At 39.2% G+C, this 26,441-nt stretch carries 23 protein-coding genes and 1 pseudogene; all 24 read right to left on the bottom strand.

What is annotated here, in order from left to right; all coding sequences use genetic code 11:
* Positions 1–10 precede the first annotated feature (10 nt).
* Entirely contained in the window at positions 11–1,411 is a 1,401-nt protein-coding gene (gene hslU / locus ACFTQ7_RS00570) for an ATP-dependent protease ATPase subunit HslU (RefSeq protein WP_349660851.1), read from the bottom strand.
* Entirely contained in the window at positions 1,411–1,956 is a 546-nt protein-coding gene (hslV, locus tag ACFTQ7_RS00575) for an ATP-dependent protease subunit HslV (protein WP_323645175.1), read from the bottom strand. Before hslV ends, hslU begins: the two co-directional genes overlap by 1 nt.
* Before the next feature lie 20 nt (positions 1,957–1,976).
* Entirely contained in the window at positions 1,977–2,876 is a 900-nt protein-coding gene (gene xerC, locus ACFTQ7_RS00580) for a tyrosine recombinase XerC (RefSeq protein ID WP_349660850.1), read from the bottom strand.
* A 615-nt stretch (positions 2,877–3,491) separates the two neighbouring features.
* Positions 3,492–4,805 (bottom strand): FADH(2)-oxidizing methylenetetrahydrofolate--tRNA-(uracil(54)-C(5))-methyltransferase TrmFO, encoded by a 1,314-nt coding sequence (gene trmFO, locus ACFTQ7_RS00585; RefSeq protein ID WP_197141882.1) that lies wholly within the window; start codon positions 4,803–4,805, stop codon positions 3,492–3,494.
* 18 nt (positions 4,806–4,823) lie between these two features.
* The gene (gene topA / locus ACFTQ7_RS00590; RefSeq protein ID WP_386826811.1) at positions 4,824–6,902 is read right to left on the bottom strand and encodes a type I DNA topoisomerase; all 2,079 of its coding nucleotides are present in this window, start codon (positions 6,900–6,902) and stop codon (positions 4,824–4,826) included.
* A 91-nt stretch (positions 6,903–6,993) separates the two neighbouring features.
* A complete protein-coding gene (dprA, locus tag ACFTQ7_RS00595; protein ID WP_386826812.1) occupies positions 6,994–7,890 on the bottom strand; it encodes a DNA-processing protein DprA in 897 nt (298 codons plus the stop codon).
* Between the two features lie 210 nt (positions 7,891–8,100).
* On the bottom strand, positions 8,101–9,003 hold the full coding sequence (gene sucD / locus ACFTQ7_RS00600; RefSeq protein WP_386826813.1) for a succinate--CoA ligase subunit alpha: 903 nt from the start codon (positions 9,001–9,003) through the stop codon (positions 8,101–8,103).
* Between the two features lie 17 nt (positions 9,004–9,020).
* Entirely contained in the window at positions 9,021–10,181 is a 1,161-nt protein-coding gene (gene sucC, locus ACFTQ7_RS00605) for an ADP-forming succinate--CoA ligase subunit beta (RefSeq protein WP_349660845.1), read from the bottom strand.
* 160 nt (positions 10,182–10,341) lie between these two features.
* Positions 10,342–10,644 carry an EscU/YscU/HrcU family type III secretion system export apparatus switch protein gene (locus ACFTQ7_RS00610; RefSeq protein WP_197141877.1) on the bottom strand — a complete coding sequence of 101 codons (303 nt, stop codon included), beginning with the start codon at positions 10,642–10,644 and terminating at the stop codon, positions 10,342–10,344.
* Positions 10,641–12,533: a hypothetical protein gene (locus ACFTQ7_RS00615; RefSeq protein ID WP_386826814.1), complete on the bottom strand. Its 1,893-nt coding sequence runs from the start codon at positions 12,531–12,533 to the stop codon at positions 10,641–10,643. The genes ACFTQ7_RS00610 and ACFTQ7_RS00615 overlap by 4 nt, the downstream gene beginning before the upstream one ends.
* Positions 12,534–12,578: 45 nt before the next feature.
* Positions 12,579–13,337: a ribonuclease HII gene (locus ACFTQ7_RS00620; protein WP_349660843.1), complete on the bottom strand. Its 759-nt coding sequence runs from the start codon at positions 13,335–13,337 to the stop codon at positions 12,579–12,581.
* Positions 13,338–13,547: 210 nt separating this feature from the next.
* The gene (locus tag ACFTQ7_RS00625; protein WP_386826815.1) at positions 13,548–14,744 is read right to left on the bottom strand and encodes an RNA-guided endonuclease InsQ/TnpB family protein; all 1,197 of its coding nucleotides are present in this window, start codon (positions 14,742–14,744) and stop codon (positions 13,548–13,550) included.
* A pseudogene (locus ACFTQ7_RS00630) lies at positions 14,686–15,122 on the bottom strand (IS607 family transposase). The gene ACFTQ7_RS00625 and the pseudogene ACFTQ7_RS00630 overlap by 59 nt, the downstream one beginning before the upstream one ends.
* A 253-nt stretch (positions 15,123–15,375) precedes the next feature.
* On the bottom strand, positions 15,376–16,251 hold the full coding sequence (ylqF, locus tag ACFTQ7_RS00635) for a ribosome biogenesis GTPase YlqF (RefSeq protein WP_349660842.1): 876 nt from the start codon (positions 16,249–16,251) through the stop codon (positions 15,376–15,378).
* Between the two features lie 56 nt (positions 16,252–16,307).
* Positions 16,308–16,874: a signal peptidase I gene (gene lepB, locus ACFTQ7_RS00640; RefSeq protein ID WP_386826816.1), complete on the bottom strand. Its 567-nt coding sequence runs from the start codon at positions 16,872–16,874 to the stop codon at positions 16,308–16,310.
* A gap of 106 nt (positions 16,875–16,980) precedes the next feature.
* A complete protein-coding gene (gene rplS / locus ACFTQ7_RS00645; RefSeq protein ID WP_079560440.1) occupies positions 16,981–17,325 on the bottom strand; it encodes a 50S ribosomal protein L19 in 345 nt (114 codons plus the stop codon).
* Positions 17,326–17,441: 116 nt separating this feature from the next.
* A complete protein-coding gene (trmD, locus tag ACFTQ7_RS00650) occupies positions 17,442–18,179 on the bottom strand; it encodes a tRNA (guanosine(37)-N1)-methyltransferase TrmD (protein ID WP_349660910.1) in 738 nt (245 codons plus the stop codon).
* Positions 18,179–18,694, bottom strand: a complete 516-nt coding sequence (gene rimM / locus ACFTQ7_RS00655; RefSeq protein ID WP_386826817.1) for a ribosome maturation factor RimM — start codon at positions 18,692–18,694, stop codon at positions 18,179–18,181. The genes trmD and rimM overlap by 1 nt, the downstream gene beginning before the upstream one ends.
* A 389-nt stretch (positions 18,695–19,083) precedes the next feature.
* Positions 19,084–19,317, bottom strand: coding sequence for a KH domain-containing protein (locus ACFTQ7_RS00660; protein WP_004269410.1), 234 nt, complete (start codon positions 19,315–19,317; stop codon positions 19,084–19,086).
* Between the two features lie 15 nt (positions 19,318–19,332).
* A complete protein-coding gene (gene rpsP / locus ACFTQ7_RS00665) occupies positions 19,333–19,605 on the bottom strand; it encodes a 30S ribosomal protein S16 (RefSeq protein WP_053483320.1) in 273 nt (90 codons plus the stop codon).
* A 94-nt stretch (positions 19,606–19,699) separates the two neighbouring features.
* Entirely contained in the window at positions 19,700–21,058 is a 1,359-nt protein-coding gene (ffh, locus tag ACFTQ7_RS00670; RefSeq protein ID WP_197141866.1) for a signal recognition particle protein, read from the bottom strand.
* 12 nt (positions 21,059–21,070) lie between these two features.
* On the bottom strand, positions 21,071–21,406 hold the full coding sequence (locus ACFTQ7_RS00675; RefSeq protein ID WP_386826818.1) for a putative DNA-binding protein: 336 nt from the start codon (positions 21,404–21,406) through the stop codon (positions 21,071–21,073).
* Between the two features lie 189 nt (positions 21,407–21,595).
* A complete protein-coding gene (gene ftsY, locus ACFTQ7_RS00680) occupies positions 21,596–22,861 on the bottom strand; it encodes a signal recognition particle-docking protein FtsY (RefSeq protein ID WP_386826819.1) in 1,266 nt (421 codons plus the stop codon).
* Positions 22,858–26,439, bottom strand: coding sequence for a chromosome segregation protein SMC (gene smc, locus ACFTQ7_RS00685; protein WP_386826820.1), 3,582 nt, complete (start codon positions 26,437–26,439; stop codon positions 22,858–22,860). The genes ftsY and smc overlap by 4 nt, the downstream gene beginning before the upstream one ends.
* Positions 26,440–26,441: the final 2 nt, after the last annotated feature.

A 26,441-nucleotide genomic window follows, 5' to 3' on the forward strand; every position in this document is an offset into this window, starting at 1 on the left:
CAGCCTTATCTTACAATATAAACTGTGACAAATCTTTGTTTTTTACTATACCCGCAAGTTTTTGATCTACATACGTAGCAGTGATTGGAATATTTGCAGGTGCAATTTCAGCAGCTTCAAATGATAATTCTTCTAATAAGCGTTCTAAAATTGTGTGCAAACGTCGAGCTCCAATATTATCAGTCTCCTGATTGACCTCAGTTGCAATTTCTGCAATTCGCTCAATCGCGTCTTCCGTAAAGTTTATCTCCACGCCTTCAGTTTCTAATAATGCCTTGTATTGTAAAATAAGTGATTGATCTGGCTCTTGCAAAATACGTACAAAATCTTGTTTCGTTAATTTTTCAAGCTCCACTCGAATCGGGAATCGACCTTGCAATTCAGGAATTAAATCTGACGGCTTCGACATATGAAACGCTCCAGCAGCAATGAAAAGCATAAAGTCAGTTTTTACAGCACCGTATTTTGTCGTTACAGTAGAACCTTCAACAATTGGTAGAATATCACGTTGCACACCCTCACGTGATACGTTTGCAGAGGAGTTACTATCCTTACTAGCAATTTTATCAATTTCATCAATAAAAATAATACCTGATTGTTCCGCTCTTGAAATGGCTTCTTGAGCAACTTCGTCTGCATCTATGAGTTTATTTGCTTCCTCGATCGTTAAAATACGACGTGCGTCTTTCACCTGTAGACGACGTTTTTTCTGCTTTTTAGGCATTAAACTAGACAGCATATCCTGCATGCCATTGTTTGCAGACATATCCATACCCGTTCCTTGTAACGCATCAAAAATAGAAGGATTTTGTTCAGTTACTTCAACTGTAACCCATTCATTTTCTAATTTACCATTACGTAAATCGATAGCGATTTGCGCACGTTTGGAGCGTACTTCAGTTTCTTCAGAAGAAGAATCATCATTGGCTTGCTGTTCTTTTCCGCCAAACAACATTTCAAACGGATTTTGCATGGACTGTTTTTTTCGTAATGAAGGAACCAACAACTTAACTATAGCTTCGTTTGCTAATTCTTCGGCTTGGTCCTTCACAGACTCCATCATTTCTTCTTTTACAAGACGATGTGAAGCTTCTACTACATCACGTACCATTGACTCTACGTCTCGTCCTACATATCCTACTTCTGTAAACTTCGTTGCTTCAACTTTTACAAATGGTGCACCCGTTAGCTTTGCAATTCTTCGTGCAATTTCCGTTTTTCCGACACCTGTAGGTCCAATCATCAAAATATTTTTCGGAATTACCTCAGCCTTCATCTCATCACTTAGCAGCGAACGACGATATCGATTACGTAGTGCAATAGCTACCGCTCGCTTCGCTTCATTTTGTCCAACGATATAACGATCCAAATGCTCAGTAATTTGTCTTGGCGTTAAATTATTTTGTGTCATTAGTTAAGCGCCTCCACTATAATATTATGATTCGTAAACACACAGATTCCAGCAGCGGTTTCTAATGCCGCTTCTGCAATTTCACGAGCAGACATTGTATCACCTGCATACTTTTTAAGGGCACGACCTGCTGATAATGCAAAGTTACCCCCTGAACCAATTGCCAAAACTCCATCATCCGGTTCAATTACTTCTCCCGTACCCGAAACAAGAAGGAGTGTACTTTTATCCATTACAAGTAGCATAGCCTCTAATTGACGTAGCATTTTATCACCGCGCCATTGCTTAGCAACTTCTACTGCTGCACGTTGTAAGTTGCCATTGTATTCATTTAACTTTCCTTCAAACATCTCAAAAAGTGTAAAAGCATCGGCAACCGATCCCGCAAACCCGGCAAGCACCTGACCATTAAACAGACGTCTGACCTTCCTTGCTGTACCTTTCATAACAACCGCATTTCCCAGGGTTACTTGACCATCACCTGCCATCGCGCAACCCCCGTTATGATGAACTGCAAATATCGTTGTCGCATGAATTTGTCCCATTCGCCTTCCTCCTTAGCTTATTATGCCCTTGGATGAGCATTCATATATGTTTGACGTAGATGCTCTTTTGTTACATGAGTGTAAACTTGTGTAGAAGTTAAATGAGCATGGCCTAATAACTCCTGCACCGTACGTAAATCTGCGCCATTATTCAATAAATGTGTGGCAAAAGTATGGCGAAGCATATGTGGATATATTTTCGTATGGAGCGAGGCTTTGTCAATCATTTCAGTTAAAATATGACGTACACCTCGTGGAGTAAGTTCCCCACCGCGCATGTTGACAAACAATTGCTGATGACTTGTGTTTTTCATCAATCGTGGACGAGCTTGTTCTATGTAATCCTGCATAGCTAAACTCGCAAATTGCCCGAATGGAATAATGCGTTCTTTTCGCCCTTTTCCCATTACCCTAATAATCGAATAATGGAAATCAACATCTTCTACTTGAATTGAGGTGAGCTCACTTACACGAATACCTGTCGCATATAACAGCTCCAATATAGCCATATTTCTTAATGATTTCAAATCATCGCCGACATTCGCATCAAATAGCTGCATCAATTCTTCTTCGTAGAAAAAACTAGGTAAACGTGATTCTTTTTTTGGATGATAAAGTGATCGAAATGCCCCATCATCTAATCCGTGCTGTTTATTTAGAAAGCGAAAGAAGGAGCGTATTGAGGAGATTTTCCTTGATACAGATGATCTTGCTCTCTTTTCATCGTACAACTTTGTTACATAAAGACGTGCATGTATATACTCAACACTAGCTAAATCATTTACGCCCTCCGCTTGCAAAAACGCTAAAAAATCTAGTAGGTCCGATTCATATTCTCGCACTGTATGAACAGAGAAGTTTTTTTCAATTTGGATATAAAGCATAAACTGTTCAAGTGCATCTTGGGACGAAACTAACATAAAAAGATTCACCACCAATAGATTTATTGATAATCTTCTCTAATTACAGGGCATCACCATAACGTGGGGTTGATTTCCGTTCCGGCTGGGCGCTTTGCCGCTGCCGCTTTGCTTTCGCTACAGAAAACATTTGTTGTTGCTGTCGCTACGCTTTCGCACAGAGCAAAGCTTCCTGGGGGCATCCGATGAGCCGCTTGGGCCAACATGATGTTGGTCACGAAGGCGTTATCACAGGACGTGATGCTCTTAGCCTTCGTTCCTCTATATCACTGATCCCCAAGGAGTCGCCCAGCCTCTACTCCAATCAACTTATATACATGGCATACGTTTTTTACACATGCCATTCAACGTTGGCTGATGAGCCTAAAGTGCTTTCACTTGCCATTAAAAGAATGTCGATTTTCGATGATCCTCTTTAGTTTGTCACTTTGGGTATCGTTAATGTAGAAAACATACATATTGACACTATACCTATCTTCATCATATAGCAAGTGAAAATGTTTATATTTTGAGAAAATCTCCATACAAAATAATAAAACACGTGTAAATTAGCATTTTGCTACAAAAAAAGAAAAAGCCTCTAAGAGTATACCAACTTTTAGAGGCCTTTTGCAATCAAATTGTTTGTGAATTCACAAAATTACGAATTGTGCTTATTGCACGTGTAGCATGCATCTCTGCACGCTCTGGCTTCGAACGACGTCCTGGTGGTAGTTCAGGAAAAATTCCAAAGTTAACGTTCATCGGCTGGAAATTTTTCGATTGCGCTTCTGTTATATAACGCGCCATACTACCTAAAGCCGTTTCAAATGGGAAGATAATTTGCTCTTGTCCTAATGCTAATCGAGCTGCATTAATACCGGCAATTAATCCACTACCAGCAGATTCAACATATCCTTCTACACCTGTCATTTGACCCGCAAAGAAAATATTTTTTTGCTCTCGAAGTTGGTACGTTTTCTCTAGAACCTTTGGCGAATTAATGAATGTATTTCTATGCATTACGCCATAACGAACGATTTCAACATTCTCTAATCCCGGAATTAATTGTAGTACTTCCTTCTGTGGTCCCCATTTTAAGTGCGTTTGGAAGCCAACGATATTGTAAAGAGTTCCTGCTGCATCGTCTTGACGTAACTGGACAACTGCATAAGGGCGTTTCCCTGTTTTTGGATCTTCTAGACCTACTGGCTTCATCGGTCCAAATAACATTGTTTTCTCACCGCGAGCAGCCATTACTTCGATAGGCATACATCCTTCAAAGTAAATTTCTTTTTCAAATTCTTTTAATGGCACAACCTCTGCCTCGATTAATGCTTGACGGAAACGATCAAATTCTTCCTTTGTCATAGGACAGTTTAAATAAGCTGCTTCCCCTTTATCGTAACGAGATTTTAAATAAACTTTTTCCATATCGATGCTATCTTTTTCAATAATTGGTGCTGCTGCATCATAGAAATATAGATAATCTAAACCTGTTAAGCCCTGAACTTTTTCAGCTAAAGCTTTCGATGTTAGTGGACCTGTGGCAATAACAGTAATACCTTCTGGAATATCAGTGACTTCTTCATGAATAACTTCCACAAGAGGATGATTTTTTACCGCTTCTGTCACATAGCCTGCAAATTCATGTCGATCCACTGCTAAGGCACCGCCTGCTGGTACTGAACATGCATCGGCCGCCTTCATAATTACAGAGTCTAAAATACGCATTTCTTCTTTAATCACACCTACGGCATTCGTTAATCCATTTGCACGTAGGGAGTTCGAACAAACAAGCTCCGCAAATTTATCAGTATGGTGAGCTGGTGTTTGTTTTACTGGACGCATTTCATAAAGTTTAACTTTCACACCACGTTGAGCAATTTGCCAAGCAGCCTCACTGCCTGCAAGCCCTGCGCCTATTACATTTACTACTTGTTCAGTCATGTCCTTACCATCTTTCTATCATTGAGTAGGTGTCTCTTCATAGTCACATTTCGTACACTGAATTTGAACACCTTTTTTAATTTTTTTCTCTACTAATAATGCACTACATTTCGGACAAGGTCTATTAATTGGCTTGTCCCATGAAACAAATTCACACTCAGGGTACTGATTGCAACCATAGAATAAACGCTTTGTTTTACTCTTACGTTCTACAATTTCGCCTGTCTCACAAGAAGGACACTTTACGCCAATAGGTTTCATAATAGCTTTTGTATTGCGGCAATCCGGGAAGTTTGAACAAGCCATAAATTTTCCGTATCGTCCAAGCTTGTAGACCATTGGAGATCCACAAAGCTCACAATCCTCGCCAGCCGGTTCATCTTTTATAACAACCTTTTCCATAGCCTCATCTGCATATTTTACATGGACCTCAAAATCCTTATAAAACTCATGCACAACTTCTTTCCACTGACGACCGCCTTCTTCAATATCATCTAAATCTTGTTCCATTTGTGCTGTGAATTCGATATTTATGATATCAGGGAAAAACTCTAGTACGAGTTGGTGCACGATTTCTCCTAGCTCTGTCGGCATAAATCGTTTTGCATCTAATACGACATAGCCACGGCGCTGAATTGTATCGAGGGTCGGTGCATATGTGGACGGGCGCCCTATACCTAACTCTTCCATTGTTTTTACAAGACGCGCCTCTGAATAACGTGGTGGTGGCTGTGTGAAATGTTGCTTCGGCTCGATTTCAAGAGATTTTACTTGATCGCCAACTTCCATTTCAGGTAGAAGCTTGTTTGTCTCTTCTGTTTGATCATCTGTACCCTCAATATAGAGTTTCATAAAGCCGGCAAATTTAACTTGCGAGCCGTTTGCACGGAATAAAACATCACCATTTTGCAAATCAACAGCTACTGTATCAAGTACGGCCGGCGCCATCTGACTTGCGATAAAACGCTCCCAAATCAAACGATATAAGCGCAATTGATCGCGACTAAGCACTGCCTTTAATTCATCCGGAGTTCGCATCGTACTAGTTGGACGAATAGCCTCATGGGCATCTTGTGCATTTGATGCTTTTTTAGCCTGCTTCGACTCTGTTGAGATGAATTCTTTGCCGTATTTGGATTCAATGTAGGCTACTGCCTCTGTTTTTGCTGTATCTGAAATACGTGTAGAATCGGTACGCATATAAGTAATTAAACCGACTGTCCCCTCTTTTTTACCAACATCAATACCTTCATATAATTGTTGCGCAAGCATCATCGTTTTCTTAGCACGGAAATTTAACTTACGCGCTGCCTCTTGCTGTAAAGAAGATGTTGTAAAAGCAGGTGCTGCATTTCGTTTACGTTCTTTTTTCGATACATTAACAACTTCAAAACTTGTACCTTTAACATTTTTTAAAATAGATTTTACTTGTTCTTCATTTGTTAATTTAATTTTTTCTTTGCCATTACCGTAATAAAGCGCATCGAACGTTTTCTTCCCTTTTTCAAAAGAACCTTCAATTGTCCAATATTCTTCCGGTTGGAAGTTTTTAATTTCATTTTCACGATCAATAATCATGCGTAGTGCTACAGATTGTACTCGCCCTGCCGATAATCCCTTTTTAACCTTTTTCCAAAGAATCGGACTAATGTTATAACCAACAAGTCTGTCCAATATACGACGTGTTTGCTGTGCATCTACTAAATCCATATTAATAGGACGTGGGTTTTTAAAGGATTCTACAATCGCATCTTTTGTAATTTCATTAAAAACGACACGACAATCTGAATGAATATCGATATTTAATGCAGTCGCAAGGTGCCAAGCAATCGCTTCTCCCTCGCGGTCTGGATCGGCCGCTAGAAAGACTTTCTTCACTTTTTTAGCCGCAGACTTTAAGTCCTGTAAAACAGGCCCTTTACCACGAATAGTAATATATTTAGGTTCATAATTATTTTCTGGACTAACACCCATTTGGCTACGTGGTAAATCACGAACATGCCCGATCGACGCTTTCACTTTATATTTTTTCCCTAAATATCGTTCAATTGTTTTTGCTTTTGCTGGTGATTCTACAATCACTAAATAATCCGCCATCTATGTCTCCCCCTTAGCGAGGTCTATTGCTAATTTTTTAAGTTACCTGTTGCAAAATGTATAACAGATTTTAAGATAATGCAACTTTTTTTCAATTTTTGTTTGAAAAGAGCGTAAGTGTTTCAACGATTTCGTGACCATTACACGCTGGAATAGCTCCTTCTAATAGTAGTTTATTTGTGCCCTTTGATTGCTCCGCATTAATTGGACCCGGTACAACAAATACATCTTTTCCTTGCTCTAATGCATTGTCCGTTGTAATAAGCGTGCCACTTCTTAATGCCGCTTCGGTTACAACTATAGCTTTGGACAATCCACTAATGATTCGGTTGCGCATTGGAAAATGCCATTTCTCAGGCTTCATATATGGAGGATACTCTGTAACAAGTAACTGATGCTCCGCCATATGCTCAGCGAGAATCTGGTTTTCCTTAGGGTATATATAATTAAACCCGTGACCAAGCACTGCAATTGTGGAACCGCCAACTTTTATAGTTGTCTCGTGAGCGATCGTATCTGCCCCTCTTGCAAGCCCGCTTACAACTGTATATCCGTGTTCAACAAGAGGTGGCACGATTAGGTCCATCGCAGTTTTTGTATATGATGTAGCCTTTCTAGAACCTATAATGGCTACTTGTTTTTCTTTCGTCAATAGAGAATACCGACCTTTCACATACAATACAGTAGGTGGGCTGGATATTTCAAATAATTGCGCCGGGTAAAAAGGATGCTGAAAAGGTATCGGGGAAATATTTGCCCTTTCATAAGCTTCTGCAAACGACAATGTCATAATTTGTCGAAAACTCTTGGATATCTCCAAAGCTCTACTCGATGATATTTGCAGAGCTTTTGCAATCTCGTAGGGGGGCGCTTCCTCAAAATAACTTAGTAAATCCACCGGGGACAATAATCGCTGAAGTTTTTGAAGTGGTAATGGGTATATATAATGTAAAGCTAGCAATCTCTGTGTATCAACTGAAAAAATCATTTAAGAGCCTCCTTTTATAATAGAAGAAATTAAATGACCGCATTTTTAATGACACCGCTTTTTCTAAAAAGTAAGTAGGAAGTTAGAAACATATTAATGCAGAGTCCATGACATCCGCCGGAAGCTTTAACTTCTTTCAGCAGGTGTCCAAACACCCGCTGAAAGAAGTTAAAGAAAAAGATGTAGCCACAATGTGCTACATCTTCCATTTTAATGGGTTTTACACTTTTCGTATAGCCCTTTTTCTTTGATTACTTTAATAAGCGTGTCACCAATGACAGATGGCGTTTCTGCTACTTCAATACCAGCAGCATTCATAGCCTTAATTTTCTCTGCTGCTGTTCCTTTACCACCTGAGATAATAGCACCAGCGTGACCCATACGTTTACCTGGAGGAGCTGTTTGTCCACCGATAAAGCCAACGACAGGTTTCGTCATATTCGCTTTAATCCATTCAGCAGCTTCTTCTTCAGCTGTCCCTCCAATTTCCCCAATCATCACAACTGCATATGTTTCTGGATCGTTGTTAAACGCTTCCAAAACATCGATAAAGTTTGTACCATTGACAGGGTCTCCACCGATCCCTACAGCTGTAGTTTGACCGATACCAGCTTGTGTTAACTGGTGTACCGCTTCGTATGTTAATGTACCAGAGCGTGAAACAACTCCTACATGCCCTTTCGTATGGATGTAACCAGGCATAATACCAATCTTACATTCATCTGCCGTAATAACACCAGGACAGTTAGGACCGACTAGACGCGTCTTTTTACCTTCCATATAACGTTTTACCTTAACCATATCAATTACAGGAATATGCTCAGTTATACAGATTGTTAATTCTAATTCAGCATCAACAGCCTCTAAAATAGCATCTGCCGCGAATGGAGCAGGTACATAAATAACTGAAGTTGTTGCACCTGTTGCAGCCACAGCTTCCGCTACAGTGTTAAATACAGGCACTCCTTCGATTTCAAGACCGCCTTTACCCGGCGTTACACCAGCTACAATTTTAGTACCATACTCAAGCATTTGCTTCGTATGGAAAAGTGCTGTTTCCCCCGTAATACCTTGTACAATTACCTTCGTATCTTTATCAATAAATACAGCCATTGTTCTCCCTGCCTTCCTTAGCCTACTAGTCCCACAATTTTTTGTGCACCGTCAGCCATTGAATCCGCTGCAACGATGTTTAAACCAGATGCATTTAAAATCTCTTTTCCAAGCTCTACATTTGTACCTTCTAAACGTACAACTAAAGGCACAGTTAAGCCAAGTTCTTTGGCAGCTGCTACAACACCCTCAGCGATAATGTCACACTTCATAATTCCGCCAAAAATGTTTACAAAGATGCCTTTTACATGGGGATCAGAAAGGATAATTTTGAAAGCTTCTGTTACTTTTTCAGCAGTTGCACCGCCACCTACATCTAAGAAGTTAGCAGGGCTTCCGCCATAATAACTAATTGTGTCCATTGTAGCCATTGCAAGACCAGCTCCATTAACCATACAGCCAATGTTGCCATCTAATGAAATATAGCTAAGGTCATATTTTGATGCTTCGATTTCCTTTGGATCTTCTTCATCAAAATCACGTAATTCGACAATATCTTTATGACGATACAACGCATTTGCATCGAAATTGAATTTTGCATCTAATGCTAGAACTTCTCCTTGTCCAGTGATAACAAGTGGATTAATTTCTACAATAGAAGCATCCTTGTCGATAAACGCTTGATACAAGCCTAACATTAATTTAACAGCTTTCCCTATTAGGTTAGCTGGAATATTCATATTGAACGCCATGCGACGTGCCTGGAAACCTGTTAACCCCACAACAGGATCCACAACTTCTTTGAAGATTTTTTCTGGATGTGATTCCGCTACTTCCTCAATATCCATGCCGCCCTCTTCAGATCCCATCATTGTTACACGGGATGTTGCGCGGTCTAATACTAAGCTTAAATAGTATTCTTTTTGAATATCAGAACCCTCTTCAATATATAAGCGTTTTACTTCTTTTCCTTCAGGACCTGTTTGATGAGTCACTAAAATTTTACCTATTAATTCTTTTGCATATGTACGCACCTCGTCAAGGTTTTTAGCGATTTTTACGCCCCCTGCTTTCCCGCGTCCACCTGCATGAATTTGCGCCTTGACTACAGTTACATTAGAGCCAAGTTCCTTCGCTACTTTCACAGCTTCATCAGGGGAAAAAGCAACTTTTCCGTTTGGTACAGCTACACCATATTTTCTAAGAATCTCTTTCCCTTGATATTCATGGATATTCATAATACATCCTCCCATCAAACATTTGCAAAATTGTTTTACTAACATAATCTATTCTAACGAAAGATTCTGATAAAGTCTATACCTTGTCTTTTATTCATTTTTTACATAAAAATATGACTGTTTTTTCTACTTCGTGTACTAAAACAGATATTTCCGAAAATCAGAATTCTCTATTTTTTCTATATTTTTGCGCATGTTGTTGATCTAGACGATAAATAAATGCAAAAACCTCAGCGACGGCTTCGTATAATTCTTCAGGAATTGACTCATTTAAATCTAATTGTCCGAGTAATTGAACAAGGTTAGGATCCTCATATATCGGGACATCGTGCTCATTCGCGCGCGCTAATATATTTTCTGCTACTTTCCCTTTTCCTTTTGCTACTACCGTCGGACTATCAAAACGACCTAACTTATAAGTGAGGGCGATAGCCTCTTTTCGAGTAAATTTTTCTTCACTCATATGCGGAAATCCACCCCACTATGTTCCTCCTGCTGTTCTACTACAGGGTTTTTTTCAGGTTGAGCTTTCTCAAATTGTTTAATAAAAACGCCTGAAAGTTGATACTCTTTTTCTGCTAACCCTATTTTTAATGCTGCTTTTAGTGGCTCTGCAAGCGGAATAATATCATTATTTTCATTAAATACTGTCACAGAAACGACACGGTTTTGGACTTGCATATCAATAACCGTTTCTTTCATAGATTCCATTTGTAAATAAAATAATATGCGTGCGTAATTGGCGTCAATTTTACCATCTTCTTTCATGCGTCCATTCCACTGTAATGTTGCATCCATTTTCTTGCCGAAAAATTCTAATGGTACTTGCATAATAAGCTGATGCTGATGGCCATTTTCTCCTGATGCTAGCTGCATGCCATTCATACGTGCCATTAACATTTCTGCAGCTTCCTTCAGCTGCGGAGTAACGTGCGCTTCCTGCAATAATGTATGTAATTGCGGTTTTAATTGATGTGCAATCTGCTGTAAATCGGCTGACTTGTTACTAAGAGTCGCTTCATAGCTAACTCCTAAATTTTTTAATACCGTTTTAAGCGCATGTTCCATTGCTTTACTGTCCATAGAATTTTGTACATGAGCATCCGCTTGTGTAACAATCTGCTGAATCATTGCTTGTGGGGATTCAACACTATTTCTCATGAGATTTCGCATAAATGCTTCGTTTTGTAGCGGAGTAGTTGCTTCATGCTTTAAAAGCGATAATAAATGGTCTTTCACAGAAAGAGCATTAGCGTCTTGTGTAAATAAACGCGCCGAAGAATTTTCTGCAAATGCCTTTATAAGGTGTTCTTGCATTTGTTTTGCAAAAATCTCTAGCGTTTGTTTAGTTGCTGGAAGCTGTTTAAATCGATCGATAAGTTCATTTAATGATTGCTTTTGTTCATTAGTTAACAAGCTTTGATTCGCTGTCCATGATCTAAGCTGATCAACAAGATGATGAATGTTGTCAGATTTTGTCGTTAAAATTGTTTGAATAACTTCTCCAGCCTGTTGCAGCTGATTTGACTGTATAGTCTTTACATCGCTAAGGCTGGACCAATTTTGCAAGGTTGCCTGCTGAGGTAGTATCCCCGCCTCTTTTAAACTATTCATAGCTTGAATCTTTTCACTCATAGAAGACGCACTATTAGTTAATATTTGTATGGACTTAGCAAGGACTAAACTACCTGTTTCTACTTCAAAAGGCTTTGCAATTGCTTGTATTTGTTGCATTAGATTTTGCTTAAGATTTTCTGGTAAAGCTATATCCTTCGTTAAAAGCTGTGTAAAGTTTTCCATTATGGAAACCATGCCTGCAGTTTTTTGTCCACTTAGAAGAGCTTGAAACACATCATTTGTCATTGGCATTTTAAACTCTACCATTTTTTGAATGGCTTGCAGGGCATCCATTTTTGTTACGCCTTCAGGTAATGCCTTTAACCACATTTCTGCCTGCATCAGCTGCTCTTTTGAAATCGGAAGCTGCGCCTTCATAAAATGAGCTAGAAGCTGCTGTGATTCTGCTGTTTTAGGTAAATTCATTGATTCAAGTAACTGATTAATCTGTTGACTTTGGGAAGCCGTTTGCGCCATAGGACCCGTAACAACTTTTAGTTCGGTTTGTGGGCTTGTACCAGTTACTTGAAAGAAATGTGCATCACCTGCTTTTAGCGGCACTTCGAGTTTAGCAATAAACTTTTGTTGACCAACCTGTATTTCTGCCATTTGATCTGGATATAATTGTTTGATTGTTCCTTGAAATATTTGTCCTTGTTTTAAAGTAAGTGGCTGATTAGCTGAGGTTATTGCAGCTTGTTGCATTTGAATCGGATTAAAAGATGTGGCTGTCATATACATACTCCTTTCATCAATTTTCTATTTTATTTGGCTTATCACTTAGAGCATTGACTTTATCGGTTCAAAGGACTTGCGATGATGATTAGTTGGACCGAATTCTTCAAGTGCTTTTAAATGTTGTTTTGTGCCATACCCTGCATGCTGAGCAAAACCATACATAGGAAATTCTTCGTCCAATTGATCCATATAATCATCTCGCGCCGTTTTCGCTAATATCGACGCTGCTGCAATCGCTAGGCTTTTCGCATCTCCTTTAATGATTGAATCCTGCGGAATAGAGATTGGCAGCGTCATAGCATCTACTAGCACATAATTAGGTTTCATAGATAACGATTCTACACTTGTCTTCATCGATTGCTTCGTCGCTTCGTAAATATTTAACGCATCAATTTGTTGCGCTGGTTGAAAATGGATAAAATAACTTAATGCATACTCTTTTATTAAAGTAGCATAGGCATTGCGTTTATCTTTTGATAATTGCTTTGAATCATTTAAGCCGATTAGCGCCTCACAGTTTGCAGGTAAAATAACAGCAGCGGTTACTACTGGTCCTGCTAACGGTCCACGTCCCGCTTCGTCTACCCCTGCAATGAGTGCCCCTATTCCTCCATAGCTGTGGTCAAAATCGACTTTCGCTTGATGATCCTGGAGTAACTGTTGTTTTTTCTCTTGGCGCTTATTCCAGCTTTGCCAAGCCTTTTGCACCCCTGCCCGTTCATCAGTTGCTACGCTTGTCATCCAGTCCTGCCATTCTTCAGTTTCCTTCAACGCTGTCGTAATTTCTTTAATCGTTTTCATCTATTTACTGCTACTTAAAATACGGACAAATATACCCATATCAAGAAATTTGCGGAGATTATGCCAATCAGTTTAGACCAATTGTTTATTCCACATTACTGCTTCCTCGAACTCCGCCTTGCCAGTTGCTCGCTACTACGGTTTGTATAGCTCTCCACAGTCGTTAATTCCCGACTAGCCATCGGTACATATATACAGTTGCGTTTTGCTTTATAGCGGTGCTAACACTGTGTATTCTTTCGCATCTCTCAAATTTAAACTCGCATTGAAATCTCGGTCTGCGGTATAACCACAATGTTCGCACTGGTATGTCCTGTCAGATAGTTTCAAGTCTACTTTCTTTTCACCACAATTATGGCAAAGTTTCGAACTTGGATACCAACGGTCAACCATGCGTAATTCGAAGTAGCCTTGTTTCGCTTTCCATTCAAGTTTTGTACGCAATCCGTATAATTTCTGTTGAGCGACTGCTTTTGAAAGATGTTTATTCTTCATTATGCCCTTGATATTCAAATCTTCGATTGTAACGTATGACGGCTTGGTTTTCGCTATGTCTGCCACAATCTTGTTTTGAAAATCATTACGCAAATTCGTAAGGCTGTAATGAATACGTTGTACCTTTAAGACTTGTTTTTGGATATTTCGTCTAGTAGCTTCTCCTTTTTTAATTTCTTTATTTTTGATACGCAATTTTTCCGCTTCGTATTTTCTCGATAGCTTGCGTTGTTCTTTCTTGAGTTTCCGCTCAAGTTTTCGCACTTTCGCACTTTTACTGATGTTTTTATGAGTTACCCTATCACTACGGATTGCCGTCTCTTTAATACCCAAGTCAGCACCAAGCCCCTCGTTATCGAGATTGAGTTCTGATTTGGTATCAGGTACTTCCACCAATACGGAAACGAAGTATCGGTCAGCCTTTTGACTAATCGTACCGCTTTTCACGATTGCACTAGGCGAATGCGTTGGGATATATCCCTTTTCTTTTAATTTCACCCAACCAAGTGTTGGTACTTTCATACGATGACGTTCCACCTGGATAATGGTTTTAGCGTCATTTTTCACAAAATACATAGACACATCTTGATTGCGTTTCTTCTTGAATTGGGGAAAATCGCTTTCACCTTTGAAGAATTTTGTGAACGCTGTATGAACATTCTGTAAACCACGTTTAATGGCTTTCGCATATACATCTTTTATCCACGAAAATTCGGGGTGCATAGGCACGAATGTATTGTTAAGCCATTTCGAATAGTCCATATACCCTACGAAAGAACCACCATTTTCATAAACTTCAATGTTATGTGCGAGGTATTTATTTTCGACAAAGCGAACGACACCAACAGTGCGATTAATCTTTGTCTTTTGTTCGTTTGTCGGATTGATTTCCGTCTTGTATGCAATTAACATCTTTGTCACCTTCAATCTGTTTTTTATACTTCCTTAAGCCGTAAATACGACAACTGAATACATGGATAATCGAAATCAACTCTTCGACTAATTCCTATTGCGGAGATAAGTCTGGATTGTTCAAACCAGCCATATCCAAAACGCACAAACCTATCTTTGAACGTGATATAGATTGCTTCAACCTCCCCACGCATAACTTCATCAAGAAGTACGTTCCATTTTTTTCGTTTGTAATTCAGTCCACTACTCTTCGGTATAGTACCTTTGATTGGTCGGTGTTCGATGTGCTACAAGCGTTCCATCGTTATCCCATCTTTGGAGTGTTTTAAGCGAAACACCTAAGCGTTTCGCCATTTCATTTGGTTTAATCATCTTTATCACCTCATGAACGCCATAACACTTTTGTCTATATTTGTTCATGTTTGTCCATGAAAATGACTACTGTTTAAACACTCCCAACTCGTTAATTTTACGTTCTAGTACGTTTTTCGTTTCTTTTAAGCTAAAATACTAATCCCAAAATAATTATAACTTCTTTTTCATGCTCTATATCATTTATCGGCAAGAAGAAGTATTCCTAAAAGAAAAACTGTCACGCTCACGATTTATGACGTGAGTATGACAGTTTTCTTTATTGCTGCTCTGTTTCTTTTTCAAGTTGTTCGTCAACAAAGTCAAATGTTAGTTTGCCTAATTGTAAACCACGAATATCTCGAACGATTAGTTGAGCTACTTGATCATAATCGATTTCTCCACCAGGACCGAACACACGACGAAGTTTACCGATATGGTCGAAAGTCTCAACTAAATCTTCATGTACAAACTGGAAGCCATAGCGCTCTTCCATTCGCGCTGGATAATGAATGGATAAAAAGCGTAGACCATATACAGCTAAATCCTCCATATTCGTTATAGTATCCTTTATAGCACCTGTTAGGGCTAATTTGAAGCCTACTTCTTGATCTTCAAATTTCGGCCATAAAATACCTGGCGTATCGAGTAATTCAAGCTCCTTCCCAACCTTTATCCATTGCTGAGCCTTAGTTACCCCTGGCGTATTACCTGTTTTGGCTATATTTTTCTTTGCAAGACGATTAATAAGCGTAGATTTCCCTACGTTAGGAATTCCAACAATCATTGCGCGAATAGCTCTTGGCTTCATCCCACGTGACTTCATACGGTCAAATTTTTCTTTCAATATTTCTTGAGCAGCCTTTGTCACCTGCTGTAATCCTTTGCCTTCAAGAGAATTGATTGCTACCGCCTTATGACCACGTTGTGCAAAATACTCTACCCACTTACGTGTTTCATGCTCATCTGCCATATCTGATTTATTTAAAATAAGAAGACGTGGTTTTTGATTTATCACTTCGTCTATCATCGGATTTCGGGAAGATAGAGGTAAACGTGCATCGATTAATTCAAAAATAATATCAACGAGCTTTAATTTTTCTGTTACTTCTCTGCGGGCCTTTGCCATATGCCCTGGAAACCATTGTATAGTCATACCTATACCTCCTAAACTAAAAGAAAAAGGGAGTATTTAGCCCTCCCTTTCAAGAATTACTTTACAATTTTAATATCACTAAACGGCCAGAAAATCAGACTTGTATTACCAATAATCTCTTTCTGATCGACAAGTCCAATATGACGACTGTCCTTACTGTATCGACGATTATCTCCCATAACGAAAACATAACCTTCTGGAATTACATCTTTTAGGTTTACATCAATGTCGTTTAACTTAAAATCCTCTGTTAAAGTACCTTCTGTAATTTCTGATTTGTAAGCATCTAAATAAGGTTCATCTATCGGTTCACCGTTAATGTATAATTGATCATTTTTATATTCCAAAGTATCTCCTGGTAGCCCAATAACACGTTTAATATAGTTCTTCTTTTCAGGAGCGTGGAATACAACAATATCAAAGCGTTTTGGTTCACCTATTTTATAACCAATTTTATTCACAATCATACGATCGCCATCTTCAAGGGTTGGCATCATGGACTCTCCATCTACTGCAATAGGTGTAAATAAAAAATATCGAATAATCGCTGCAATCGCAAATGCAATTAGAAGTGCCTTAGTCCATTCCCATAGTTCATTCTTTTCCTTAACCTGCTTTTCCATCGAGAATTGCCCCCTTGTCTATCCTCATTTTAGTTGATAGCTATTTAAGATGACAAGCAAAAAGAAAAGGGGCTTGTTGTACAAGCCCCTCACTTTTAAGTCATAATTATCGAATTTCTTTAATACGAGCAGCTTTACCACGTAGGTTACGTAGGTAGTAAAGTTTAGCACGACGTACTTTACCACGACGTACAACTTCTAAGTTAGCGATTTTTGGTGTGTGTACAGGGAATGTACGTTCAACACCTACACCATAAGAAATTTTACGAACTGTGAAAGTTTCGCTAATACCGCCACCACGACGTTTAATTACTACACCTTCGTATACTTGGACACGTTCACGAGTACCCTCTACTACTTTCACGTGTACCTTAACAGTATCACCTGGACGGAAAGATGGTAGATCAGTGCGAAGCTGAGCTTTAGTAATTTCTGTAATAATGTTTGACATTGTTTTCTCTCCTTAGACAGATGCTCTTGCACGCAATCTATGCCACAGCGGAACACCGTAATTCAGTACTCCATATAGAAGTACAGATTAGATGTTATCATAAATATAGATAGCAATCAAGCATCTTTATTATTGTTTTTAAGTTTTTCTAAATACAATTTTTGCTTATCTGTTAACGGATAATTCTCGAGTAAATCCGGACGACGTTCGAACGTTCTTTTCAAAGATTCTTCCTCGCGCCATTGCTCAATCTTCGCATGATTGCCCGATAGTAAAATATCAGGTACTTTCATTCCGCGAAATTCAGCAGGTCGTGTATAATGTGGGTGCTCTAGAAGGCCCGTTGAGAACGAATCTTGTATGTGGGAATCCTCTTGTCCTAAAACCCCCGGCAGAAGTCGTACAACGCTATCTATAACCGTCATAGCCCCTAGTTCGCCACCAGTTAATACGAAATCTCCAATTGAAATCTCGTCTGTAACAAGATGTTGGCGAATGCGTTCATCATAACCTTCATAATGACCACATAAAAATACTAGTTCTTGTTCTTGTGCTAGCTCTTCTGCCTTTTTTTGAGTAAAACGCTCACCTTGTGGACACATCAAAATGATACGAGGATTTCTTCCTTCTGTAATAGACTCGACAGCGCTAAACATCGGCTCTGGTTTTAATACCATGCCCGCACCACCGCCATACGGATAATCATCTACTTGATTATGCTTGTTACCCGAAAACCCACGGATATCAGTTACTTCTAGCTTTACAGCCCCTTTTTCCTGTGCTTTCTTTAATATGGATGCACCAAAAACGCCTGTAAACATATCAGGAAATAGACTTAACACATTGATATTCATCATAACAAGCCGTCCATTACATGGATCACAATTTTCTTCTCATCCACATCAATTTCCTTGACGATGTCTTCGATATATGGGATATAATGCTCTTTTTTATTACCCTTGACTACCCATACATCATTTGCACCCGTTTGAAGAATATCGGCCACTACTCCGATTGTTTCGCCTTCTTCAGATACAATTGTACAGCCAATTATATCATGGTAGAAATATTCATTTTCCTCTAATAAATCATCTGTCATTTGATCCTTCGTAATTTTAAGCATTCCTTCTTTAAAAGGTTCAACAATGTTGATGTTGTTCATTCCTTCAAAAGTTAATAAAATGAAGTTTTTATGACGACGCATTGATTCAATTTTTACCCACGTTGGCTTTTTATCGTCTTTTTTAAACGCCGCAATCTTATTTCCTACTGCGAAGCGCTCATCTTCAAAGTCTGTTGTTGATAACACACGCACCTCACCGCGAATACCGTGTGTATTGACAATACGACCTACATTAAACCATTCCATTCAAATCTCACCTCGTATGAATTTCGCCTTGACATAATTGTGCTGTCACTTCTCTTTCGCACAGTACACAATTGCTAAACATGCCTATCCCCGTCAAGCTACTAGCTAGCCAGAACAAAAGTAACCTTCTCTCACTTTCACCTAAAGTAGCAGATTAACTTTTGGCGGACGATGTTATAGCTAAGAAGTCCCTTAATGTCATTATGTTCAATTACTTCTCAAAGTAATGATGATAATGAAAAAAGGAAGGAACTGGCAAGCTCCTTCCTTTGTAGTCCAGATTTCCCGCTTTACCTCAAAGCCACTTCGAATTCCTAAGTGTATGTAAACATACCTATCAGGACTCTCCAGTGCTTGTTGCATGTAAAAGAGCGTGAAAATCTTTTCTATCAATCCAATATATCGACGTAGGTCTTTTTTTGATGGTGACTACCCGCCGCTGAATAAACAATTGTACGAATTGCTTTCGCTACTCGCCCTTGCTTGCCTATGACTTTCCCTCGATCCTCTGGATGAACAAAAAGTTTATAAACAATTCGATTTGCATTTTCATCCGTCTCAATACGAACTTCTTCTGGATAATCGACTAACGGTAAAACGATTGCTTCAATCAGCTGCTTCAAAGACGTCGCCCCCGATTATTTACTGAATTTTTGGTTATGGAATTTTTCCATGATTCCTTGTTCTGAGAACAAGTTACGCACTGTATCTGATGGTTTTGCACCGTCAGTTAACCATTTAAGAGCTTTCTCTTCATCGATGTTTACAGTAGCTGGTTGAGTTAGTGGGTTGTAAGTACCAACTGTTTCGATTGAACGACCGTCACGTGGTGAACGAGCGTCTGCAACTACGATACGATAGAAAGGAGATTTTTTAGCTCCCATACGTTTTAAGCGAATTTTAACTGCCATTTTAATAGCACCTCCGAATAAGTTTCACACAAGATAGTATATTATCAATGTTTAGGTTGTTTGTAAAGTGTTTTTTCTTAACACCTAAAAATTATTATTTAAACAATGAATCGAAGCCTGGTAGTTTCATCTTTTTCTTGCCTTTGCCACTTGCCATGCCTGTCATTTGCTTCATCATTTTTTTCATTTCATCAAATTGCTTTATTAAACGATTTACCTCTTGAATTGATGTCCCAGAACCCTTCGCTATGCGCTTTTTACGGCTACCGTTAATGATTTCCGGATTCGTCTTTTCAGCAGGTGTCATCGAATAAATAATCGCTTCTACGCGGCCCATTTGCTTATCATCAACTTTAACATTGTCTAAGCCTTTGATTTTGCCGGCACCTGGTAACATTTTTAAAATATCCTCAAGCGGACCCATTTTCTTTACTTGCTGCAATTGCTCAACAAAATCATCAAATGTAAAGCTCTGAGTTTTAAATTTTTCCTCTAGTTCTTTAGCCTTTGCTTCGTCAACATTTGCCTGAGCCTTTTCAATAAGCGATAAAACGTCACCCATACCTAATATACGAGACGCCATACGCTCTGGATGGAAAGGTTCCAGCGCATCCATCTTCTCACCCATACCGACAAATTTAATCGGCTTCTGCGTAACGGAACGAATTGATAACGCCGCACCACCACGTGTATCACCATCAAGCTTTGTTAAAACAACCCCTGTAATACCGATTGCTTCATTAAAACTTTCTGCCACGTTGACAGCATCCTGACCTGTCATAGCATCTACAACTAGGAACACTTCATCCGGCTCTTTTAACGCACGAATATCTTTTAACTCTTGCATTAATTCTTCATCGATATGCAAGCGACCCGCTGTATCAATTATGACAACATCATGATGTTCTTCTTTGGCCAATTCTATTGCCTGTCGTGCGATTTCTACTGGAGATACATCAGTACCTAACGCAAAAACAGGTAGGGATAACTGCTTTCCTAATGTTTGTAGCTGTTGAACAGCCGCTGGACGGTAAACGTCAGCAGCAACTAGCAATGGCTTACGATTATATTTTTTACGTAACACATTTGCCAATTTACCAGTAGTCGTCGTTTTCCCCGCACCTTGTAAACCGACCATCATAATAACTGTCGGTGGCTTTGTATTAAATTTAATTGGGCTTTGCTCGCCACCCATTAATTCTGTTAATTCGTCTTGTACGATTTTAATAACTTGCTGACCTGGCGTTAAGCTTTGCATAACATCCACACCGACAGCACGTTCACTGACCTTTTTAACGAATTCTTTGACAACTTTTAAGTTAACATCCGCCTCGATTAAAGCAAATCGGACTTCTCGCATCATTTCTTTAACGTCTTGTTCCGATACTTTACCTTTACCTTTAATCTTTTGGATCGTTCCTTGGAGTCGTTCCGCTAATCCTTCAAAAGCCATTGCTTTCGCCTCCTAATCCCATTCTTTCAACTGTTCTATAAGCGCTAACTGCTCTTCGCTTGTCATACTTTGTTCTGTAATCCCTGTTGTTAGCTGCGCAAGCATTTTTGTACGTTGTTGAAATTTTTCCAATAAGCATAGTTTTTCTTCATATTCTTCAAGCATCGCTTCTGTTCGACGAATATTATCATAAACAGCTTGCCGTGAAACTCCATACGATTCAGCGATCTCTCCAAGTGAGTGATCATCTAAATAATATAGCTCCATATAACTTCGTTGCTTATCTGTTAATAATGCTTGATAAAAGTCGAAGAGAAAGTTCATGCGTGTTGTTTTTTCAAGTAGCATCGAATGTTTCTCCTCCCGTTATTAGTCATTTGTATCATATCGAAAAGCGCCCGTCTGTGTCAAGGTAATCTCCTTGTCTAAAAGCCTTAATTAACTGCTTTTTAGGCGTTTTTCACCTATAGCTAGTATTTCCCTTTTAAACAACGCGATTCCCCTGTACAGACGAGCGCCACAATTAACAATTATTTGTTAATCCTCATTATTTTGTAATTCTTTATCTAAACCATCCGCAAATAAACCATACACATAGCGTTCTGCATCGAATGGTTGTAAATCATCCATCTTTTCACCAAGACCGACAAACTTCACAGGAATGTGTAATTTATTTCGAATAGCAAGAACAATACCACCTTTAGCAGTGCCGTCCAGCTTTGTTAAAACGATTCCTGTTACATTTGTAGCTTCCTTAAATGTTTGTGCTTGAACAAGTGCATTTTGACCTGTTGTTGCATCTAATGCTAATAGTACTTCATGCGGAGCATTCGGTATCTCTCGAGAGATTACTCGATGAACTTTCTCAAGCTCATTCATTAAGTTCACTTTATTTTGCAGACGTCCTGCTGTATCACAAATCAACACATCTGCTTTACGGTTTTTCGCTGCACGAATAGCATCGTACATAACTGCTGCTGGATCTGAGCCTTCCGATTGTTTAATCACTTCACAGCCAACGCGGTCTCCCCAAACTTGTAATTGGTCGATGGCACCAGCACGGAAAGTATCACCTGCCGCTAAAACAACTGTTTTACCTTGTGATTTTAGACGATGGGCAAGTTTACCGATAGTAGTCGTTTTCCCAACACCGTTTACCCCAACGAATAAAATGACAGTAAGCTCCCCTTCAGGTTGCATATTAAGTTCGATTAAATCTTCTTCTCCTTGCTCATAAATTTCCACAAGTTTTTCAGAAATAATCGTTTGAATTCCGTTTGTATCTTTGATATTTTTACGCTGAACCTCGAAGCGTAATTTATCCATTAGCTCCATTACTGTTTCAAAGCCAACGTCTGCCTGTAATAATAAGTCTTCTAATTCTTCAAAGAAATCTTCGTCCACTTTTCGATAACGAGCAACTAGATCATTCACTTTTGAAGTAAATGAATTACGCGTTTTTTCCAGTCCAGCCTTGAACTTTTGTGTAATAGTCCATGCAGAAGGCTTTTCCTCCTCTACTGGTTCTTTCACTATCGCGACTTCTTGCACTTCTTGTTGTTCATGGTGTTCATGGTGTTCATGGTCAATTTCTTCAGGAATTTCTGTTTCAATTAAGCTTTCCGTTACAGAAACTTCCTCAACTTTTTCAGCTTCCTCTACAGTTGCTTCCGTTTGAGCGGGCTCAGTTGCTTCGTCTTCCTTCTGTTCAGCAACTTCTTCTTCATTACTCTCTTCTACCTTTTCTTCTTCCTCAACTGGGTTGCCTACCAATTTATCTTTTAAACGTTTAAAAAAACTCATGCTTGTTCGCTCCTTTGCTCCGCAAGTACGGGTTCATCTTCTAATTTTACTGATACAAGTTTAGATACACCAGATTCCTGCATTGTAATACCATACAGCACATCTGCTCCCTCCATCGTTCCTTTACGATGTGTGATCACAATAAATTGCGTATTACGGCTAAATTTCTTCAAATATTGGCTATATCGAACGACATTTGCCTCATCTAAAGCCGCCTCTACCTCATCGAGAATGCAGAAAGGTACAGGTCGTATATTTAGAATGGAGAATAATAAAGCGATTGCAGTTAGTGCACGTTCGCCACCTGAAAGCAAGCTTAGATTTTGTAGTTTTTTCCCTGGCGGTTGAGCTACAATATCAATACCTGTTTCAAGCAGGTTTTGAGGGTCCAATAATACTAAATCTGCCTGACCTCCACCAAACAATTCACGGAATACACGTTTAAATTGCTCTCGAATGGCATAGAAAGTTTCACTAAATCGTAGCGTCATTTCTTCATCCATTTCTTTAATAGCCTCATGTAATGTGTCCTGTGCAGCAAGTAAATCTTCACGCTGCTCAGTTAAAAATGAATGGCGTTCAAGTACCCGATCGTATTCCTCAATAGCGCTCAAGTTAACCGGACCTAGCTCTTCTATAGATTTCTTCAGTAATTTCACTCGACGTCGCATATGCTCTTCATCTTCAATGGCTAGAGCTAACTCTTCAGCTTCCGCAAATGTTAGCTGATAATTTTCTTCTAGCTGTTCATTGAAATTATTGATTTCGAATTCTACGCGACTTCGTTTCAATTCATTTGCACGGATCGCCTCAAGATAACCTTTATGCGTACGTTGCAATTCTTTCAGCTGTTCTTCTAAAGTAGTAAGCTCTTGTTGTTGTGCTACTTTTTCATCTTTTTTCTGTGAAATAGTATCCTGCAGCGAATCTCTTCTCACTTTCCACGTAGCAACCTGCTCATCCACTTCTTCATCGCTTAAAAGTTTTGTCGATTCATCAGATTGAAGCCAGATTATTTCCTGAGAAATATTGTCGACTTTTTGACGAGCTTTGTTTAATTGTAGGGCTAACTCTGCTGTAGCAATTTGCACTTGTGACATTTGCTCCTGCATTACCGCTAACTGCGAGCGTTTTTTTGCAGACTGCTCACGAAGTACATCTTTTTCCGATTCACTTTGTAGCTTCACTTTACTTAGTTGTTCTACTGTTTCATTTATTTCTAACAGCTCTGTCGCTAATGCCGTTAAACGCTCCGTGGCCGCTTCCTTTTGAGCTAATAATGCTTCTTCGCGAGTTTTTACATCTTGCGTTTCATTAGAAGCAAAAGATACTCGGGCAGATAAGCTTTTTTCAACAACCTCTAACTCACGAATACGACTCGCTTGCTGCATTTCATCTTTTCGTAGTTGTTCACCGTCAAGTTTCAATTGCTCTACTTTGTCTCGCAATACCGCAAGCTTCTCTTTTTCATCCGAGACAGACTGTTCAGCACTATAAATAGATGCTTCCAACGATTCTAGCTTTACTACTAAACCATCTAATTCTGCTTTCCTTGTAAAAAGTGAAGATTGTTGTTTCGTTGCACCACCTGTTAATGAACCACCTGCATTGACGATATCACCATCAAGTGTTACAACACGATATCTAAACCCGCATAATCGAGCAATTTGACTTGCACCTTCTAAACTTGATGCGACGATGACATTGCCAAGGAGGTTCTCGACAATTGTACGGTTCTCTTCACCGAACGTGACAAGTGCATCAGCCATTTGAACAAATGCTGGGTGCTCAGTAGCTAGCTGAATCATAGATAGATTAATTTTTCGTGACTTGATAACTGTCTTCGGTAAAAATGTTGCGCGTCCAGCTCTCTTTTGTTTTAACCAATGAATCGCCTGTTGAGCATATCGTTCATCGGTTGTCACAATATGCTGAGAAGCTGCCCCTAATGCCGTTTCAATAGCCTGCGAATATTTCCCATCCACTTGAATTAACTCAGCAACAGCTCCCTCAATCCCAGCTAATTCACCTTTATCACGCGCTAATAATACTTCTTTTACTCCATGGAAGAACCCTGAGAAATCGGCTTCTAGTTCAGCTAACGTATCTTTTCTAGCCTTAAGTTGCTGCTGATGCTGATAAGCTTTATAAAGCATATCCTGCTTTTCATTAAACGATGCATTCACATTCTTAAGCTGTATTTGCAATGCTTCATATTGCTCAAGCTTGTTCTGTAATTCGCTTGTTGTTGTAGTATGAGCAACAACTAGCTTCTCTTTTTCCGCTAAAGCTTGCGAAAGTTCTTGCCCGATTTCATCCGTTTGGCCTGACATTCGTGCCGCCATCGCTTTTTGCTGTACTATTTGTTGTTCAATATTTTTTAATTCATTTTTTACTGTTGCTTCTTCGTTTAAGGAGTCGATATATCGGTTTTTTTGTTCTTCAATTTCTTGTTCAATTTCAGAAACAGAGCGATTTAAAGATTGTTCTAATTGCTTAATGCTTTGTTTCAGCTCCGATACCTCTTGCTGCTTTTCACCAAATAATTCTTTTTTCTCTTGCTCTTGAGCTATAAGAGACTCAACCTCATCTTTTGCTTCTTGTAATGCCGTATTTAATTGAAGTAGTTGATTAGAAGCATTTTGTCGCTTTTCAGCCATTAACGCTTTACGACCATCCCAACGCTCTACCTCCATCGTTGCATTAACAAACTCAGCCTGAGTAGTATCTAAATAATCATCTAGCTCTTTTAAAAGCTTACGAATACTGGCAGTTTGCTTTTCTATTGAAGAAATATGATGAGCTTGTTTTTGCTCTGTTTCATAAAGCTCTGTGTACTCAGTTTTTAGAGCATGCAAAGATTGTGCACAATTTTTCAAATCGTGCACAAGGATGGCAATATCAAAATCCTTTAACTCTGTTGACATTTGCACATAATCTCTTGCACTTGATGCCTGAATTTCTAACGGCTCCAGACGACTATCTAGCTCATGTAAAATATCTAAAACACGATACAAATTTTCATCTGTTTCAACAAGTTTATGCTCTGCCTTCTTCTTTCTTAGTTTATACTTTAACACGCCAGCTGCCTCTTCAAAAATTGAACGACGGTCATCAGGTCGGCTATTTAAAATTTCATCGACACGGCCTTGTGAAATAATGGAGAAGGCCTCTTTCCCAAGTCCCGAGTCCATAAACAAGTCCGTAATATCCTTCAGGCGACACTGCTGGTTATTAAGTAAATATTCACTATCACCTGAACGGTATACGCGTCTTGTTACGCTGACTTCTGTATATGAAAAAGCAAGCTGTTCATCTGTGTTATCTAAAATAAGCGTTACCTCTGCAAAGTTTAGTGGCTTACGTGAGTCACTCCCAGCAAAAATAACATCCTCCATCTTTGCCCCACGTAACGACTTTGCCGATTGCTCCCCAAGTACCCAACGAATGGCATCAGTTACATTACTTTTCCCACTGCCATTTGGTCCAACCACTGCTGTAACACCGGGTACAAAATCAATTCCAATGCGCTCCGCAAAAGATTTAAAGCCAATCACTTCGAGTCGTTTTAGGAACATCT

Origin of the sequence: Lysinibacillus sp. NPDC056959, from assembly GCF_042674095.1 — a bacterium.
Classification (GTDB): Bacteria; Bacillota; Bacilli; order Bacillales_A; family Planococcaceae; genus Lysinibacillus; species Lysinibacillus zambalensis.